The following is a 15,545-nucleotide window of genomic DNA, read 5'->3' on the forward strand; positions in this document are numbered from 1 at the left end:
CGTTTGAACGCAGTGCTGTCGACCATATTGAAACGACTGGGAATGGGCGTTGCCACGCTGTTCGTCGTCTCAGCCATCATCTTCAGTTCCATTTCAATGCTGCCTGGAGACTTCAGTGAGGCAGTCCTCGGCCAGGCCGCGACCGAAGAGACCGTCACCGCCTTTCGCAAGGAGCTCGGCCTCGATAAATCCGCGCCGGTCCGCTATTTCGAATGGGTCGGCTCGGTGCTGCAGGGCGATCTCGGGACCTCGTTTTCGGGCCGCAACGCCTCCGGCCAGGACCGCTCCCGCCAGGTCAGCGATCTTGTCATTCCGCGGCTGTGGAACACCCTGTTTCTCGCCGGCGTGACCGCGGTCATCGCCGTGCCTCTGGCGCTGTTTCTGGGACTGACCGCAGCACTTTACCGCAACACCGCCTATGACCGGATCGTCAACGCGGCGACGCTGACCACGATTTCCACGCCGGAATTCTTCGTCGCCTATATCCTGATCCTGTTCTTCGCCTCGCTCTGGCCGGTGTTTCCCTCGCTCGCCAATATCGATGCCTCCACCGCGATGGGCGAAAGGCTCTACCGGGTGGCGCTTCCCGCGCTCACCCTGACGCTGGTGATTGTCGCGCACATGATGCGCATGACCCGCGCCGCCATCATCAATCTTCTCGCCAGTCCCTATATCGAGATGGCCCGGCTCAAGGGCGCCTCGCGGTCCGAGATCATCCTCAAACATGCCCTGCCCAATGCCTGGGCGCCGATCGCCACCGTCATCGCCTTCAACCTCGCCTATCTGGTCGTCGGTGTGGTCGTGGTTGAAGTGGTCTTTGTCTATCCCGGCATCGGCCAGCTGATGGTTGATGCAGTGACCAGCCGCGACATCCCGGTTGTCCAGGCCTGCGCGCTGATTTTTGCCGCGACCTACATTCTCCTGAACCTGACCGCCGACATCATCGGCATCGTCACCAACCCGCGATTGTTGCACCCCCGATGAGCGAGCAACCAGACACCTACGCCGCCGCTGCCGAAGTCGGCGCCGTCCGCAAACGCCGAAGCCGCATGGAGCGGGTTGGATTGCTGCTGAAATCGGCACCGCCCAGCGCCTGGTTCGGGATGATTGTCGTCTCGCTCTACATCCTCGTGGCAATCTTCGCAGATGTGCTTGCGCCCTATGGCGAGGCCCAGATCCATTCTGTGGCCTTCGCGCCCTGGAGCGACGAGTTCTTTTTCGGCACCGACCAGATCGGCCGCGATGTGCTCACCCGGCTGATCTACGGCGCCCGCAACACCATGGGCATCGCGCTGGCGACAACCTTCCTGTCCTTCCTCATTGGCGGCGGACTGGGCCTGGTGGCGGCCATCAACCGCCGCTGGCTCGACCAGGCGCTGAGCCGCTTTGTCGATGTGCTGATGGCCATTCCCAGCCTGATCTTCGCGCTGATGCTGCTGTCGATCTTCGGATCGACCATCACCAGCCTGATCATCATCATCGCCGTGCTCGATTCAACCCGCGTCTTCCGGCTTACCCGCGCTGTCGCGGTCAATGTTGCGGTGATGGACTATGTCGAGGCCGCCAAGCTGCGGGGCGAAGGCCTTGGCTGGATCATGCGCCGGGAAATCCTGCCCAACATCATGCCGCCGCTGGTGGCCGAATTCGGGCTGCGGTTCTGCTTCGTGTTCCTGACCATTGCGGCGCTGTCCTTCCTCGGCGTCGGCATCCAGCCGCCAACCGCTGACTGGGGCTCGATGGTGCGCGCCAACGCTTCGCTGATCCAGTTCGCCAAATATGACATGACCGCAGCGATCACTCCCCTGCTGCCGGCTGCGGCGATTGCGCTGCTGACCGTCGCGGTGAACTTCATCGTTGACTGGTTCCTCCAGAAAACAAGCGGGCTTCGCGAATGACCGACACTTCCGGAACCGCCGCTGAGGCCAACAATGACATCCTGCTGGAGATGCGCGGCATCACCATCGACGGCTATTCCGACGAACAGTGGCATCCGATTATCAAGGGCGTCGACCTGACGCTTCGCCGCGGCGAGATCATGGGGCTGATCGGGGAATCCGGCGCCGGCAAATCAACCCTCGGCAAGGCCGCCATGGGCTACACCCAGCCCGGCTGCAAGCTCACCGGCGGCTCGATCATGTTCGACGGCATCGATCTGGCCAAGGCCAGCGACCGGGAAAAGCGGCAATTGTGGGGAACCCGCATCGCCTATGTGGCGCAATCCGCCGCCGCCTCGTTCAACCCTGCCCACCGGCTGATCGACCAGACCGTCGAGGCCGCGACGCGGCGCGGCATCCGGCCAGACGCGGAATCGCGCGCCGATGCGGTGGAGCTGTTCCGGGCGCTGCAATTGCCTGATCCCGAAACCATCGGCAACCGCTATCCGCACCAGGTTTCCGGCGGACAGCTGCAGCGGGTGATGACCGCCATGGCGATGTCACCGCGGCCTGACCTGATCATCTTTGACGAGCCGACCACGGCGCTTGATGTTACCACCCAGGTCGAAGTGCTGGCGGCGATGCGCAACATCGTCGAGGAATTCAACACCGCCGCGATCTACATCACCCATGACCTCGCAGTCGTGGCCCAGATGGCTGATTTCATTCAGGTGCTGCGCTATGGCGAAGAAGTCGAAGAGGCCCCGACCCGGCAGATGCTGAGCGCGCCGAGGGAGGACTATACCAAGTCGCTCTGGTCCGTGCGCGCGCTGGAAAAGCCCGAAGTCAAGGGCGAGGATATCATCCTATCCATCGACAATATCGACGCCGCCTACGGCCCGCTCAAGGTGCTGCACGATGTCTCCATCAAGCTGCCGCGCGGCCGGACCGTCGCCGTCGTCGGCGAATCCGGCTCGGGCAAGTCAACCACGGCTCGGGTGATGACCGGGCTGTTGCCGCCGCTCAGCGGCACCGTCACTTTCAATGGCGAGCCGCTGCCGCCCGCTCTGCGGGATCGCAGCAAAGACCAGTTGCAGCGCATCCAGATGATCTACCAGATGGCGGACACGGCAATGAACCCGCGCCAGACGGTTGAGGACATCATCGGCCGGCCGCTCGAATTCTATCTCGGCCTCAAGGGCAAGGAGCGCGAGGAGCGCATCCTCGAGCTTCTCGACATGATCGAGCTCGACGAGAGCTTCATGGACCGGCTGCCGTCCGAACTCTCCGGCGGCCAGAAACAGCGCATCTGCATCGCCCGTGCGCTGGCGGCCCGGCCCGACATCATCATCTGCGATGAAGTCACCTCGGCGCTCGACCAGATCGTTCAGGAAGGCATTTTGCAATTGCTGCTGCGGCTGCAGAAGAAATACGACATCACCTATCTGTTCATCACTCATGACATCGCCACGGTGAAGGCGATTTCCGACGAGATCGTGGTGATGTTCGAGGGCAAGGTTGTCGAGCAGGGATTGAAAAGCGAGATCCTGTCCCCGCCCTTCCCCGATTACACCAAGCTGTTGTTGTCCTCGGTGCCGGAAATGGACCCCGACTGGCTCACCAATCTTTTGGAAAAACGCGACGCCTGAGCACACTGCAGCGCCGCGCAGCCAATTGGATGCGCAGGGATCGGTGACTCTTATCTCTCAGCCAGCAAAGCTGGCAGATCCGCCACCGACCCGATCAGCACATCGGCCAGGGGCTCCAGCGTCTGGCGCGTGCCCGTGCCCGACAGCACCCCGATTGCCGCACCTGCGCCGGCAGCGCGGGCCATCTCCAGATCATGGCCATTGTCGCCGACCATGGCGATTTCCGCAGGGCTCACTCCCAGATGCGCTGCAAAGGCATTGATCATGCCCGGCTCGGGCTTTGGTCCATGGCCGCTGTCATAGCCGGCGATAAAGCTGATATGGCGTGACAGGCCCAGCACCTCGACGGTGCGGCGGATGCTGGCCTCACCATCGCTTGAGGCGATGCCGAGTGCCAAACCAGCGCCGGTGAGGCTCTCCAGCAGGCTGTCCAGATCACAAATCGGCCAAGGCTGTTCCGCGCCGTCGATAAAGATCTGATCGAGCCGGCCAAGCAGATCACCATGCGCGAGTGGGCTGCCATGGGTCACCATATGCGCGGCGATCTCGCGGGCATTGGCTGCAGCAAACATGCTGTCGGCCCGGGTCTTGCCGGTCTGCGGGTCCATGCCGCAGGCATCGAGCAGGATGTCGGCCAGTTGCGGGTCGCCGTCAGCGGCGATCAGGGCGCCCTTGCGGTTGGTCGCAGCCCAGGTCTTGTCGAAATCGATCAGTGTGCCATCCTTGTCGAACAGGATGGCTTTGATGGTTTTGCTCAATTTCCATGTCATGATGTGTTTCCGGTTTGACTCAAGCTGTGCCCCGCGCTTGCATGGGCGTCAACACCAACACCTGGATCTCCAAGGAATTCCCATTGCGCCCCTCGCCCTATGACACGCTGCTCGACGACGAAACATGGAGATTCATCGACATCTCGGTGGCGTTCTACCCCGAGGATGCAACCAGTCTCGACCATGCCGGCCAGCGCCGCGTCTATGATGATTTGTGCAAGGCATTTGACGCCGGCCGGCCCTCGGGCGTGAGCGTCAGGGATTATTCCATCCCCGGACCCGCCGCTCCCATTCCGCTGCGCGAATACATGCCCGCATCCGGCAAGCCCCAGGCCTGCGTGCTCTATCTGCATGGCGGCGGCTTCGTCCTTGGTGGGCTCGACAGCCATGACAGCATCTGCGCGGAGATCTGCGACGGAACCGGCTATGCGGTCATCGCGGTGGATTACCGCCTGGCCCCCGAACACCTGCATCCGGCCCAGTTCGACGATGCGCTGGCAGCCTTCCGCCATGTCGCGGAGACTTATGATCTCCCGGTGGTCCTGAGCGGCGACAGCGCCGGCGGCAATCTGGCGGCCGCGGTTGCCTGGGCAACACGCGGCGAAGCGTGGGCCCCGGCAGGACAGGTGTTGATCTACCCTGCGCTGGGCGCCGAAACCACCAAGGGCTCATTTGTCAGCCACGCCCATGCGCCGATGCTGACCACCGAAGACATGATCTATTACGACAATCTGCGCTCGGGCGGCCGCTCACCGGTCGATGATCCGGCGTTCACGCCGCTCGCCGCGACAGAATTTGCCGGCCTGCCGCCGACACTTGTTTTCACCGCCGAATGCGATCCGCTGTCGGGCGATGGCCCGGACTATTGCGCCCGCCTCACGAAAGCCGGCGGCAACGCCGTCTGTTTTGAAGAGAAAGGCCTTGTTCACGGCTATCTGCGCGCGCGCCATTCGGTCACCCGCGCTCGCGACAGCTTTGCCCGGATGGTCAGGGGCATAAAATCGCTGGGCGCCGGCGACTGGCCCTATTAAGGTTTTGCCTTATGATCAGGGAGTGTTGCTGCTCTGGCTTTAGACGAAACGACGCGCAATCTTTTCGTCCCAGTCCTTGTCGAACATCACCTCGCCATTCTCCGTCGCCACCAGTTTTCCGGTAATGTAGAACCAGTCCCTGTCACAGCGCATCTTCATCTCCGCAACGGTGGCAGTTTGCCAGTGATCGCGGCCGATGGTCTGCTCCCAGCGGATATGTGATGTCGCCGAGAGCGGATCATCGGGATGGATCGACCAGGTCTCATGGGTGGTGCTGCCGGATACCAGGCCATGGTCGGAATCACGGTTCTCGCCCGCATCATTGAATATGGTCGTCGTCACCACGCCGGTCGCCGGATCTGTCTCGCTCTGCCGCGTAGAGGCGGACGGTCTCAAATTCTCGTGCTGCCAGGGCGTCGCCCCGACCGGCTTTTCAAAGCTGCACTCATCCGCATCGGCAATCACCGTTCGCAACGGAAGCGCCAGTTTTCCCGCTTCAAGCGTCACCGTGGCGCGTTCCGGCGTGGGCCAGATGAACGGCCAGCAGGCCGTCGACACCGCAATCCGCAAGCGATGCCCCGCCGGAATGCGATAGGCGATCTGGTCAAGCACCACCGTGGTGTCAAACACCTCTCCGGGCGTCAGCAGTTCCGGCTGCTCGCTAGACTTGCTGTGGGTCAGGTTGAGCACGCCCATCGTGATCAGTGCCGAAGTGCCGTCCGGACGCAGATCACACAGCCGCACCACCAGTTGCGCCATTGGCTTGTCCGAGTGCAGCGTCAGCGCCAGCTTTGGCGCACCGACAATATCCAGCGTTTCAGTGAGGACCTCACCATCAAAACAGGCGGACCGCAGATCATCCGGTGTCTGCTCGTCTGGCAATTCCGGCCCGTAGGCAAAGGGAAAATATTCGCCGGCCTGACTGCCGCAATCATTCGGAGTGTTGACCGGCACCGCTGTTGTCAGCTCCGCCTCGCCGAGCGAGCCGTCTCCCAGTTTCAGAACCAGCTCGTCACTGTCCGGCGACGGCCACTCGCTCTCGGCAATCCAGCGCCCGGGGCGTTCATCCACCCAACGCTGCGGCTTAATGCTGTCCATCAGCCAGGCCCTATAGGCCGGCAGGCTCTCGGCACCATTGTCGGCGCCCTTGAGCCAATGGTCCCACCAGCGTTTGGCTTCCTGCAGGAATCCGATGCGCGGCTCGGGGCCGGCATAATGCGGATATTTATGGATCCACGGCCCGACGATGCCCTTGACCGGCGCCTCGATGTTTTCGACCAGATGCGAAATCGTGTTGCGATAACCGTCATGCCAACCGCCGATCGACAGCACCGCAGCCTCGATGGCGCCAAAATCCTCGCAGACGGAGCCATGCTTCCAGTAATCGTCGCGCGCCTGCCGGGAAATCCACTCGCGCGCCAGGAACGGCATATGTTCGAGCCGGTTGAGCCACAATTCGCGCCAGCCCGGTCCGATGAGCAGCGGATCCGGCGGCCGTGACGAATAGGACAGCATATTTGCCGCCCAGCCGAAATTCTCGCCCAGCAGGCAGCCGCCCTTCAAATGGATGTCATCCGCAAAGCGGTCGACGGTGGAGCAGATGGTGATGATCGCCTTCAGCGCCGGCGGCCTGAGTGCTGCGACCTGCAACGAATTGAACCCACCCCAGGAAATCCCCATCATGCCCGCAGTGCCTGAACACCAGGGCTGGGCCACAGCCCATGCAATCACATCGCAGGCGTCCTGCAATTCCTGCGCAGTGTATTCATCCGCCATCAGGCCTTCGGAATCGCCATTGCCGCGCATGTCGACCCGGACACAGGCATAGCCCTGCCCCGCCATCCAGGGATGGGTGAGACTGTCGCGGACAATGGTGCCGTCGCGCTTGCGATAGGGCAGATGCTCGAGGATCAGCGGAACCGGATGGTCTTCCGCATCCTTCGGCATCCAGACCCGCGCCGACAACCGGCAGCCGTCCGGCATGACGATCGGCTGATCGGCAATCTCGATAATCTCGCGCGGAAAATCCGTTTGTATCTCCGGCATGAAGGACGCCATGGCCTGTCTCCCTGGTTCGCTCCGCAGCGACAATCTCACAGACCATGCCCGGCACATTCTGATGTCAGGTCAGCACCGCCCTGGTCAAGCCGTCAGCCGGTCTAATCGCTCAGGCGATGGCATCGCCGCGACCGGCCTGCCGGCCCGAGAAGATGCAGCCGCCGAGAAAGCTGCCTTCAAGCGCGTTGTAGCCATGATAACCGCCACCGCCGAAGCCGCTGACCTCGCCTGCGGCAAACAGCCCCTCGATCCTTTCGCCCTGCGCGTTGAGAACCTGGCCATTCAGATCGGTCTCGAAACCGCCCAGCGTCTTGCGGGTGAGAATGTGCAGCTTGATGGCGATCAGCGGCCCGTTTGCAGGATCGAGCAACCGGTGCGGCTTGGCGGTGCGCATCAGACGGTCGCCGCGATAGTTGCGCGCCGCATGCACGGCCATCAACTGCGCGTCCTTGGTAAACGGATTGTCGATCTGGCTGTCGCGCGCCACGATCTGGGCGCGCAGTTTTTCAAGATCGATCAGACCGCCGCCCTTCTGATTCATGCCGTCAACCAGCTCCTCCAAGCTATTGGCAACAATGAAGCCTTCGCCGTGGCTCTTGAAGGCCTCGACCGCCGGCGTCGCCTGCTTGTTCAACAGGCGCTGCCGGATCACCTGGCCCCAGCTCCTGGCGGCAAAATCCGGGTTCTGCTCCGAGCCCGACAGCGCCACTTCCTTCTTCAGGATCTTCTGGGTCATCACAAACCAGGAATAATCATGGCTTGTGGACAGAATCTCGCGCAGTGTCGACAGCGTGTCAAAGCCCGGCAGGCATGGCGGCTTGAGCCTGTTGCCCTCGGCATCAAACCACATCGATGATGGACCCGGCAAAATCCGAATACCGTGATCGGGCCAGATCGGATCCCAGTTCTTCACGCCCTCGGTGTAGTGCCACATCCGGTCGGCATTGATCACCCGTCCACCGGCGGCTTCGGTGATGGCGATCATCCGGCCATCGACATGGGCCGGCACCCCGGCGATCATCTCGCGCGGCGGTTCGCCCAGCCGGTCTCGCGGCCACGCCTTGCGCACCAGGTCGAAATTGCCGCCGATGCCGCCCGAGGTCACCAGCACGCTTGGTGCCCTCAGCTCGAAGGCGCCGGTGATCTCGCGGCTGGTCGATTGGCCGCGGTCCTTGATGTCCTCGACCAGAACCTCCCCGGACACCCCTTTGACGATGCTGTTTTCTGTGATGATGTGGGAGCAGCGGTGCCGGAACCTGAGTTCGATCCGTCCGGCTTTGACATGTGCCCGGACACGGCTTTCAAATGGCGCCAGCGTGCCGGGACCAACGCCCCAGGTGACATGGAAACGCGGCACCGAATTGCCGTGGCCATCGGCAAAGCCGCCGCCGCGCTCCGCCCATCCGACAATCGGAAACCAGCGCATGCCCATGCTGTGAAGCCAGGGCCGCATTTCGCCGGCGGCAAAATCGACATAGGCCTCGGCCCATTTGCGCGGCCAGAAATCTTCCTTGCGGTCAAACTGCGCCGAGCCCATCCAGTCGTTCAAGGCCAGTTCGCGGCTGTCCCTGATGCCCATCCGCCGCTGTTCGGGCGTATCGACCAGAAACAGCCCCCCCAGTGACCAGAACGCCTGCCCGCCAAGCGAATTCTCCGCCTCCTGATCGAGGAGGATGACCTGCTTGCCGCGATCGGCAAGCTCGTTCGCCGCCACCAGTCCGGCCAGGCCTCCCCCCACCACGATCACATCGCAACTGTCCATTTTTGTCCTGCTCCCGCTTGCCGGCACCGCCGCGGTCCGCGACCGGCGACAGCGGCCATCATCTCCGGCAGGCGCGCCCCTCCTCGTCTCGGGCGAACCGCCAGTTCACCAACGGGACCATAATTTTCAGGCCGTGTCGATGGTCAATTGCGGCTCCGGCAGCGGCGCCGGAAGCTCCATTTCGGGCCGCATCGCCCGGCATGAAGCTGGCGTTTCAATCAATGCGCCACTGAACCTTGTCGGCATCCAGAAAGTCGATCGTGTGCACCACCACATTTTCGTCCTCCAGGAAACAGACATTGTAGTTGGGCGCCAGATCGCCATAGCCCATCCGGTTGGCCTCGCCCGCGAAATCCGGCCAGCAGCTGTGGTTGGTCGAGCGCGGCGCCGAATAGGAAATGCCGCAGACAGCGCCGCTCAGCGTGTAGTGGCAATGACCGAAAAACATGTGGCCGATCGTGTCGGAATAGTCCCTGAGCAGGGCTTGCAGTTCCTTCTCGTTGAGAATGCCGATCACATCCGCATTGGCGACATGCACCCGCACCGGGTTGTGATGCATGAACAGATAGGCTGTCTGGCCCTTGGCCCGCGCCTCATCCAGCACGCGCTTGAGCCAGGCCATCCGCTTGTCGCAATAAAGCCCGCCATGCCGGCCGGCATCGACTGTGTCCATATAGACAAACAGGCCTGCGGGCGTGTCCTCGGTCCATTGAATGAAGCCGTTTTCATCGCGCCTGGTCTGCGCGAATACCGAGGCGAATGTCTCGCGGTTGTCGTGGTTGCCGATCATCAGCCTTGGTTCCAGACGGCCCTTGAGCGAACTGGCGTCAAGGATGCCGACAAGCTCCCGGTAGCTGTCTTCCTGGCCGTAATGGGTCAGGTCACCGGTGATCACCACCAGGTCGGCGTCGTGGTCATTGGCTTCGACATGGGCCAGGCATTTCTTGAAATTGGCAATGGAATCAAGTCCGAGGATCGGCGCGGCATTGATGTGAATGTCGGAAATATGCACAAGTTTCATCATGGCCTCCATGCCGGTCCCTGTGTGATTAGCCCCGTTGTGTTGCCGCGCGATGACAGCATTCGTTTCCGGAACTCCATCATCCCGGCCGCGGTTGTTTGTGACACCGGACATCACTAACAATCAGGGTGCGACTTGAATATCAGGAAACAGCGAGAACGCGCGAATGCCCGGCAAAAAGACCCGCAAGGTTTATGACACGCTGATCGAAGGAGCCTATCTCGGCCTGTCGGATGTGCAACTGCACGACTATGTCTTCGCCAATTGCCCCAAGGCCACCAGCAAACGGCTGGTCCGCGCCTCTCTCCTGGCGCTGAGCGACCCGCATGTCGAGGATCGCAATGTTCTCAATGTGATCTACGCACTGGCGATCAAGCATCGGCTTGATGGCGGGCCGGACATTGAAGAGGATGATGCCGAACAGGATCCGGCCGCTAGCCGCTGATACTGCCGGTGCGGGCCTGCCGGATGTAATCGGTCAGTTCAGCACCCGCGGCTTCAACCTGTCCGGAATTGTCGATGATGATGTCGGCCTCAAGCCTGTCGGTGAGGTCCGACGCGCGCTGCAGCCGCGCTTCAATCTCGCTGGCGCTTTCCCTGCCCCTGGCCTGCAGCCGTCTGGCCAAAGCCTCCGGCTCCACCTTGATCTCCACAGCCATCGCGGTGGGAAACACCCTGCAGATCACATCCCAGGCGCCGCGGGAGCCATTTGCGACCGCCACCCTGCCCGCGGCCAGATGTGCCTCGACGCTGCGCGGCAACCCGTAGCGCAGCCCGTTCGCCGCCCAGGTCAGCGAAAACTGCCCGTCATCCATGGCGGCATCGAATTCGGCATCGGTCATGGCGATGTGATCTTCATTCCCGGCATCCGCCGGCCGCGTGATCACCCGCCTCACGAACAGGACATCGGAGGAGCCCGACAGCTCGCGCCGCGCATGCGAAATCAACGTGTCCTTGCCCGAGCCGCTCGGCCCGAGCAGCACGATGAACGCGCCGCCGGGCGGCTGCGCAGTATCCGCCCATGTCTCGATTGCCATCACGCCACCCGCTCGCCCCGGCGCCAGACCGAGCGGACGACCGGAATGCCGCTGTCGCGGCGCACCCGCACCAGATCGGCGCGCTTTCCGGGCGTCAGGCTGCCGCGGTCATCCAGTCCAACGGTTCTGGCCGGTGTCGAGGTGACCAGCCGGATCGCCGTGGCCAGATCGAGATCCTCGATCTCGTCAGCCAGAACGAAGGGGGCCTGAATCAGGCTGAAGGGGATATAGTCCGACGACAGCACGTCCAGCACGCCGGCCCGGGCAAGATCGGTCGCGGCGATATTGCCGGAATGCGAGCCGCCGCGCACCACATTGGGTGCGCCCATCAGCACGCTCATGCCGGCCTTGTGCGATGCCTTTGCCGCCTCCAGACTGGTCGGAAACTCAGCCAGCTTGACGCCAAAGCCGACCGCCTCGGTGACATGATCCAGGGTGGCGTCATCATGACTGGCTACGGTGATGCCCCGTTCTGCGCAAGCGTTGGACAGGACCTTGCGGTGCCTGTCGGAATATTGCGCGGAGGCCGCCTGCCGCCGGGCGACGAAGATATTGAACGCCTCGTCGGTCAATCCGCGCTTGACCTTGTGGTAGACCGCATATTGCTCAAGGGTCTGAAACTGGCGCTGGCCGGGCGCGTGATCCATCAGCGAGGCGAGCCGGACCCGGGAATCGGTCAGGAAATCGGCAAAATGATCCAGCACATCTGCCGCAGACACCTCGCAGCGCAGGTGAATGAGGTGATCGGCGCGCAAGCGGTTTTCCGCCCGCGCTTCGGCCAGGGCATCGGCAATCGCCCGCATTTCGCCCACCTCGAAACCGTCACCGGCATCCGATCCCAGCCGCAGGCAGTCAAACACCGTGGTAATGCCCGACGACGCGATCTGCGCGTCATGCGACTGGATTGCAGAAATCGCGTTCCAGCGCACGCCGGGCCGTGGCGTGTAATGCGCCTCGAGATGGTCGGTGTGCAGCTCGACCAGACCGGGGATGACATAGTCGCCCTCCATGTCGATGCCGCCGGCCGCATTGCCTTCGGAGATGTCGGCAATGACCCCGTCGCGCAAGACAATGCTCCCGGAGATCACCCGGTCTTCCAGCACCAGGCGGGCATTGGTGAAAACTGTTTCGGTGCGCATTCAGGCAGTCTTTCTCAATGGGCCCGACACCAGCGGTGTCCGGCTGTGAAACTCAAAGGGCGCGCCCGGTTCGGGCTCGACAAACAGCGACAGAGCGCTGACCGGAACCGGCCGGGACAGGATCGGGGCAAAATGCGCTTCCGCCGCCGCTTTCACGCGAAAAATGTCGGTCGCGGCCAGGCGTGTGGTCAGGGTCATGTGAAAGCGGAAACGGTCAAACACGTAAGGGTAGCCCCAGCGCAGCAGGTTCTTCAGCTCGACCGAGGACAGCGAATCGGGATTGCGCCGCTCGATGTCGCGCTCCGACAAGGGCGCGCGCAACGGCTCGAAGGCCTCGACGACGGAATTGGCAAAAAGGTTGAGCTCAGCAACCGGACCGCCCGGCACAAGGGCCAGGAACCCGTCGAGATTGCCGACAACCAGCGACGGGATCTCGAAGGCCGCGGCCGTGTCCGCAAAGACCTCGAGCGCATCAATCAGATCCGCCTCGCTCATGCCTTTGGCCAGTCGAAACGGTGCTTTCAGCGTCGCGTGGAAACCGTAGCGCCGAGCCGGACCGGTGATCGACGCCAGTTCGCCCGCTCCCACGCCGCCGAGGTCCGGGTGATCGACCGCCCTGCCGGTGGCCACATCGCGCCCGATCCAGCTGGCGCCCAGATCCGCGAGCACTTCGCCGGGACCGGGAGAAAAATAGAATGCATAGCGCATCAAGCCTGTCCCCTGCCGATCAGCAACCCGCGCAGGCGCGCGGATATCGTGTCAAAAACATACACCACCACCAGGATCAGCAGCACCATATAGGCAACATTTTCCCAGTCCGCATTGGTGCGCATCGCCTCCCACAATTTGAGGCCGATGCCGCCGGCGCCAACCGCCCCGATGATCGTCGCCGAGCGGGTGTTTGATTCCCAGAAATACAGCGACTGGCTGACAAACACAGGCAAAACCTGTGGCACCACGCCAAAACGCTGCACCAGAACCGGATTAGCACCCAGGGAGCGTACACCCTCACGTTGCTTCTCGTCGATATTCTCCAGCGCCTCGGAATAGAGTTTTCCCAGCGTTCCGGTGTCGGTGAAGAAAATGGCGGAAATACCGGCCAGCGGCCCCGGCCCGAAGGCGCGGGTGAAAAACAGCGCCCAGATCAGCATGTCGACCGAGCGCAGGAAGTCAAACAGCCGCTTGGTCACCTGGTTGGTCAGGAAACTCGGCGTGATGTTGCGCGCCGCCATGAAGGACAGCGGAAAGGCGATCGCGGTGGCAAACAGGGTGCCGACAAAGGCCATGACGATTGTCTGCCCCAGCTTGATGAACACATCGGCATGCTGCCATTCGGCATTGTAGAGAAAATTGTCGACGGCCAGTGACAGATTCGATTGCCCGGATTTGATCCGCTCGCCCCAGAGGATCGCCGCCATGACATCGCCAAAGCCGCGGTTCCAGAAGGCTGACGAGGGGTCGAAGACAAAATTCTCCCAGCCCAAAAAGCGCTGCCGGATCTTGACCTCGTCATCTTCGACTTCGACCCGGCCATCAAGGCCGAAACTGGCGATGATCTTTTCGCCGGGGCGGCGCTGAACCGCCCAGTCAGGCAATTCGCCCTCGGCGCGGACAACACCATCGGATCCAATATTGATGAGAAGACTTTCGCTGCCGCGATTCAGCAGTACCCGGTAGGGCTCAACCGCAACGCTGCCCGAGCCCATGTCGACCACGGCGCGCACCGGCAGTATTTTGCGTTCAGCGCTTGCGACGGCGTCCGGTTGTTGTTCTACCGTCGCACCGCCTGTTGCCGCCCCCGGCGCCATGAAACCGGTGGCCGTGCCCTTGGCTCCGGGAACCAGGAACCCGGAGGCTGCCGGCGTTGATGCAGCGGATGCCGCGGCTCTGGCCTCGGCCTGCACCGTCACTTCCGCAAGGTCTGTTACCAGCCAGTCGGGCTTCGGATCGGAACCGAGCGGCGAAAACCGCGGGAATTCCACATCGAGATAGCCGTCGTGATAGCCTATATCGGGCCGCACTTCATAGGACACCCAGTCCGCCAGATAGCTGCCGGCGATATCCCAGCTGCCGCGCTGCATCACCTGCCCGATGGTAAACAGGTTCCAGGCAAAGACCAGATAGAGACCGACCCCGGCGGCGATCAGAAGCTTGCTGTAACGGGCCAGGCACGACCGGTGGAACACGTCCGGATAGCGCTCGACGATGTCGGCAAGCCGATCTGCGGTCATCGCGGTCATAACAGGGCTCCTTTACGGGCACTGGCGAAGAATTGTTCACCCGCCACGCGTTTGCGCAGCCAGGCGGAAAACTGGTCCACGGCAATGACCGTAGCCAGAAGCAGCAGCACGATGGCGATGATCTTGGCCTCGTGGCCGCGGCTGATCGACAGGCGCAAGGCTTCGCCGATGCCGCCACCGCCAACTGCGCCGATGATGGTCGAGGCGCGCACATTGATTTCCAGCCGCATCAAGGTGTAGCTCAGGAAATTGGGCAGCACCTGCGGCACCATGCCGAAGCGCACCCGCTCGACCCAGTTGCCGCCCACGGCGCGCAAGCCCTCATCCGCCTTCATGTCGGCGTTCTCGACCACCTCGAAGAACATCTTGCCGAGCGAACCGATGGTGTGGATCGCCACGGCGATGATCGCCGGCACCGGCCCCAGCGACAGGATCGCGGCAAAAAAACCGGCAATGACGATTTCGGGGAAGGCGCGCAGGATCTCCAGAAACCGCCGCACGAAGCCACGCAGCCAGCCCCTCGCCGTCAAATTGGCTGCGGCCAGAAAGCACAACAGGAAGCCGAAGACGAAGCCGATGATGGTGGAGACGATGGCGATGTTGATGGTCTCGATCATCTTGTAGACATATTCGGGCACGTAAAGGCTCTCGGTCAGCCAGACCCGGCCGACCGGATAGTCATATTTCAGCGAGCCGTCGTCATAGGGGCTCTTGAGATCGAACATCGCGCGCCAGATCTCCCAGCCGTCGCGCGGGATCAGGTCGCCGAAAAAGTCGAACAGATGCGGCAGCCGGTCCCAGAACTTGCCGGCATTGGTCTCGTTGGCAAACCACAGCGACCCGGCCAGCGCCAGCAGTAGAAGCGCAAGGCCCAGGCCGGTATAGATCCGGCGCTGACGGGCCAGCGCCTGCCAATGCCGTTCGGTCTCGGCAACCATGTGGGAATGTCGCGGCGTGGTCATGG

At 62.5% G+C, this 15,545-nt stretch carries 14 protein-coding genes; 5 read left to right on the forward strand and 9 right to left on the reverse strand.

What is annotated here, in order from left to right:
- The first annotated feature begins 3 nt into the window (after positions 1 to 3).
- The 3 genes from OEG82_RS16385 to OEG82_RS16395 are packed head-to-tail and all read left to right on the forward strand — an operon-like array spanning position 4 to position 3,523.
- Entirely contained in the window at positions 4 to 984 is a 981-nt protein-coding gene (locus OEG82_RS16385; RefSeq protein WP_267613463.1) for an ABC transporter permease, read from the forward strand.
- A complete protein-coding gene (locus tag OEG82_RS16390; protein WP_267613464.1) occupies positions 981 to 1,895 on the forward strand; it encodes an ABC transporter permease in 915 nt (304 codons plus the stop codon). The genes OEG82_RS16385 and OEG82_RS16390 overlap by 4 nt, the downstream gene beginning before the upstream one ends.
- Positions 1,892 to 3,523 (forward strand): ABC transporter ATP-binding protein, encoded by a 1,632-nt coding sequence (locus OEG82_RS16395; RefSeq protein WP_267613465.1) that lies wholly within the window; start codon positions 1,892 to 1,894, stop codon positions 3,521 to 3,523. The genes OEG82_RS16390 and OEG82_RS16395 overlap by 4 nt, the downstream gene beginning before the upstream one ends.
- A 50-nt stretch (positions 3,524 to 3,573) precedes the next feature.
- On the opposite strand, the gene OEG82_RS16400 is transcribed toward OEG82_RS16395, so the two are convergent.
- Positions 3,574 to 4,293: an HAD family hydrolase gene (locus tag OEG82_RS16400; protein WP_267613466.1), complete on the reverse strand. Its 720-nt coding sequence runs from the start codon at positions 4,291 to 4,293 to the stop codon at positions 3,574 to 3,576.
- Positions 4,294 to 4,334: 41 nt separating this feature from the next.
- On the opposite strand from OEG82_RS16400, the gene OEG82_RS16405 reads away from it, so the two are divergent.
- Positions 4,335 to 5,324, forward strand: a complete 990-nt coding sequence (locus tag OEG82_RS16405) for an alpha/beta hydrolase (protein WP_267613467.1) — start codon at positions 4,335 to 4,337, stop codon at positions 5,322 to 5,324.
- A 39-nt stretch (positions 5,325 to 5,363) separates the two neighbouring features.
- Here the strand turns inward: OEG82_RS16405 and OEG82_RS16410 are convergent, their stop codons facing one another.
- The 3 genes from OEG82_RS16410 to OEG82_RS16420 form a co-directional block, all read right to left on the reverse strand.
- The gene (locus tag OEG82_RS16410) at positions 5,364 to 7,382 is read right to left on the reverse strand and encodes a CocE/NonD family hydrolase (RefSeq protein WP_267613468.1); all 2,019 of its coding nucleotides are present in this window, start codon (positions 7,380 to 7,382) and stop codon (positions 5,364 to 5,366) included.
- 109 nt (positions 7,383 to 7,491) lie between these two features.
- Positions 7,492 to 9,144 carry an FAD-binding dehydrogenase gene (locus OEG82_RS16415; protein WP_267613469.1) on the reverse strand — a complete coding sequence of 551 codons (1,653 nt, stop codon included), beginning with the start codon at positions 9,142 to 9,144 and terminating at the stop codon, positions 7,492 to 7,494.
- 214 nt (positions 9,145 to 9,358) lie between these two features.
- The gene (locus OEG82_RS16420) at positions 9,359 to 10,165 is read right to left on the reverse strand and encodes a metallophosphoesterase (RefSeq protein ID WP_267613470.1); all 807 of its coding nucleotides are present in this window, start codon (positions 10,163 to 10,165) and stop codon (positions 9,359 to 9,361) included.
- A gap of 166 nt (positions 10,166 to 10,331) precedes the next feature.
- Between OEG82_RS16420 and OEG82_RS16425 the strand changes: the two genes are divergently transcribed.
- The gene (locus tag OEG82_RS16425; protein ID WP_267613471.1) at positions 10,332 to 10,610 is read left to right on the forward strand and encodes a hypothetical protein; all 279 of its coding nucleotides are present in this window, start codon (positions 10,332 to 10,334) and stop codon (positions 10,608 to 10,610) included.
- On the opposite strand, the gene phnN is transcribed toward OEG82_RS16425, so the two are convergent.
- From phnN to phnE (OEG82_RS16450), 5 genes are read right to left on the reverse strand one after another with little or no spacing between them, the layout of a single operon-like run.
- Complete coding sequence (gene phnN / locus OEG82_RS16430) at positions 10,600 to 11,202, reverse strand: phosphonate metabolism protein/1,5-bisphosphokinase (PRPP-forming) PhnN (protein WP_267613472.1); 603 nt, start codon at positions 11,200 to 11,202, stop codon at positions 10,600 to 10,602. The two genes, OEG82_RS16425 and phnN, sit on opposite strands and share 11 nt — an antisense overlap.
- Positions 11,202 to 12,341, reverse strand: a complete 1,140-nt coding sequence (locus OEG82_RS16435) for an alpha-D-ribose 1-methylphosphonate 5-triphosphate diphosphatase (RefSeq protein ID WP_267613473.1) — start codon at positions 12,339 to 12,341, stop codon at positions 11,202 to 11,204. Before OEG82_RS16435 ends, phnN begins: the two co-directional genes overlap by 1 nt.
- A complete protein-coding gene (locus OEG82_RS16440; RefSeq protein ID WP_267613474.1) occupies positions 12,342 to 13,049 on the reverse strand; it encodes a DUF1045 domain-containing protein in 708 nt (235 codons plus the stop codon). It abuts the gene before it with no gap.
- A complete protein-coding gene (phnE, locus tag OEG82_RS16445; RefSeq protein ID WP_267613475.1) occupies positions 13,049 to 14,581 on the reverse strand; it encodes a phosphonate ABC transporter, permease protein PhnE in 1,533 nt (510 codons plus the stop codon). Before phnE (OEG82_RS16445) ends, OEG82_RS16440 begins: the two co-directional genes overlap by 1 nt.
- Positions 14,578 to 15,543, reverse strand: coding sequence for a phosphonate ABC transporter, permease protein PhnE (gene phnE / locus OEG82_RS16450; RefSeq protein ID WP_267613476.1), 966 nt, complete (start codon positions 15,541 to 15,543; stop codon positions 14,578 to 14,580). Before phnE (OEG82_RS16450) ends, phnE (OEG82_RS16445) begins: the two co-directional genes overlap by 4 nt.
- Between the last annotated feature and the right edge of the window lie 2 nt (positions 15,544 to 15,545).

Origin of the sequence: Hoeflea ulvae (assembly GCF_026619435.1) — a bacterium.
Classification (GTDB): domain Bacteria; phylum Pseudomonadota; class Alphaproteobacteria; order Rhizobiales; family Rhizobiaceae; genus Hoeflea; species Hoeflea ulvae.

Bases quoted from the DNA above. Each gene is read 5' to 3' on its own strand.
- OEG82_RS16390 (WP_267613464.1), top strand. From the start codon at position 981: ATGAGCGAGCAACCAGACACCTACGCCGCCGCTGCCGAAGTCGGCGCC.
- OEG82_RS16395 (WP_267613465.1), top strand. From the start codon at position 1,892: ATGACCGACACTTCCGGAACCGCCGCTGAGGCCAACAATGACATCCTG.
- OEG82_RS16400 (WP_267613466.1), bottom strand. From the start codon at position 4,293: ATGACATGGAAATTGAGCAAAACCATCAAAGCCATCCTGTTCGACAAG.
- OEG82_RS16405 (WP_267613467.1), top strand. From the start codon at position 4,335: ATGGGCGTCAACACCAACACCTGGATCTCCAAGGAATTCCCATTGCGC.
- OEG82_RS16410 (WP_267613468.1), bottom strand. From the start codon at position 7,382: ATGGCGTCCTTCATGCCGGAGATACAAACGGATTTTCCGCGCGAGATT.
- OEG82_RS16415 (WP_267613469.1), bottom strand. From the start codon at position 9,144: ATGGACAGTTGCGATGTGATCGTGGTGGGGGGAGGCCTGGCCGGACTG.
- OEG82_RS16420 (WP_267613470.1), bottom strand. From the start codon at position 10,165: ATGAAACTTGTGCATATTTCCGACATTCACATCAATGCCGCGCCGATC.
- OEG82_RS16425 (WP_267613471.1), top strand. From the start codon at position 10,332: ATGCCCGGCAAAAAGACCCGCAAGGTTTATGACACGCTGATCGAAGGA.
- phnN (WP_267613472.1), bottom strand. From the start codon at position 11,202: ATGGCAATCGAGACATGGGCGGATACTGCGCAGCCGCCCGGCGGCGCG.
- OEG82_RS16435 (WP_267613473.1), bottom strand. From the start codon at position 12,341: ATGCGCACCGAAACAGTTTTCACCAATGCCCGCCTGGTGCTGGAAGAC.
- OEG82_RS16440 (WP_267613474.1), bottom strand. From the start codon at position 13,049: ATGCGCTATGCATTCTATTTTTCTCCCGGTCCCGGCGAAGTGCTCGCG.
- phnE (WP_267613475.1), bottom strand. From the start codon at position 14,581: ATGACCGCGATGACCGCAGATCGGCTTGCCGACATCGTCGAGCGCTAT.
- phnE (WP_267613476.1), bottom strand. From the start codon at position 15,543: ATGACCACGCCGCGACATTCCCACATGGTTGCCGAGACCGAACGGCAT.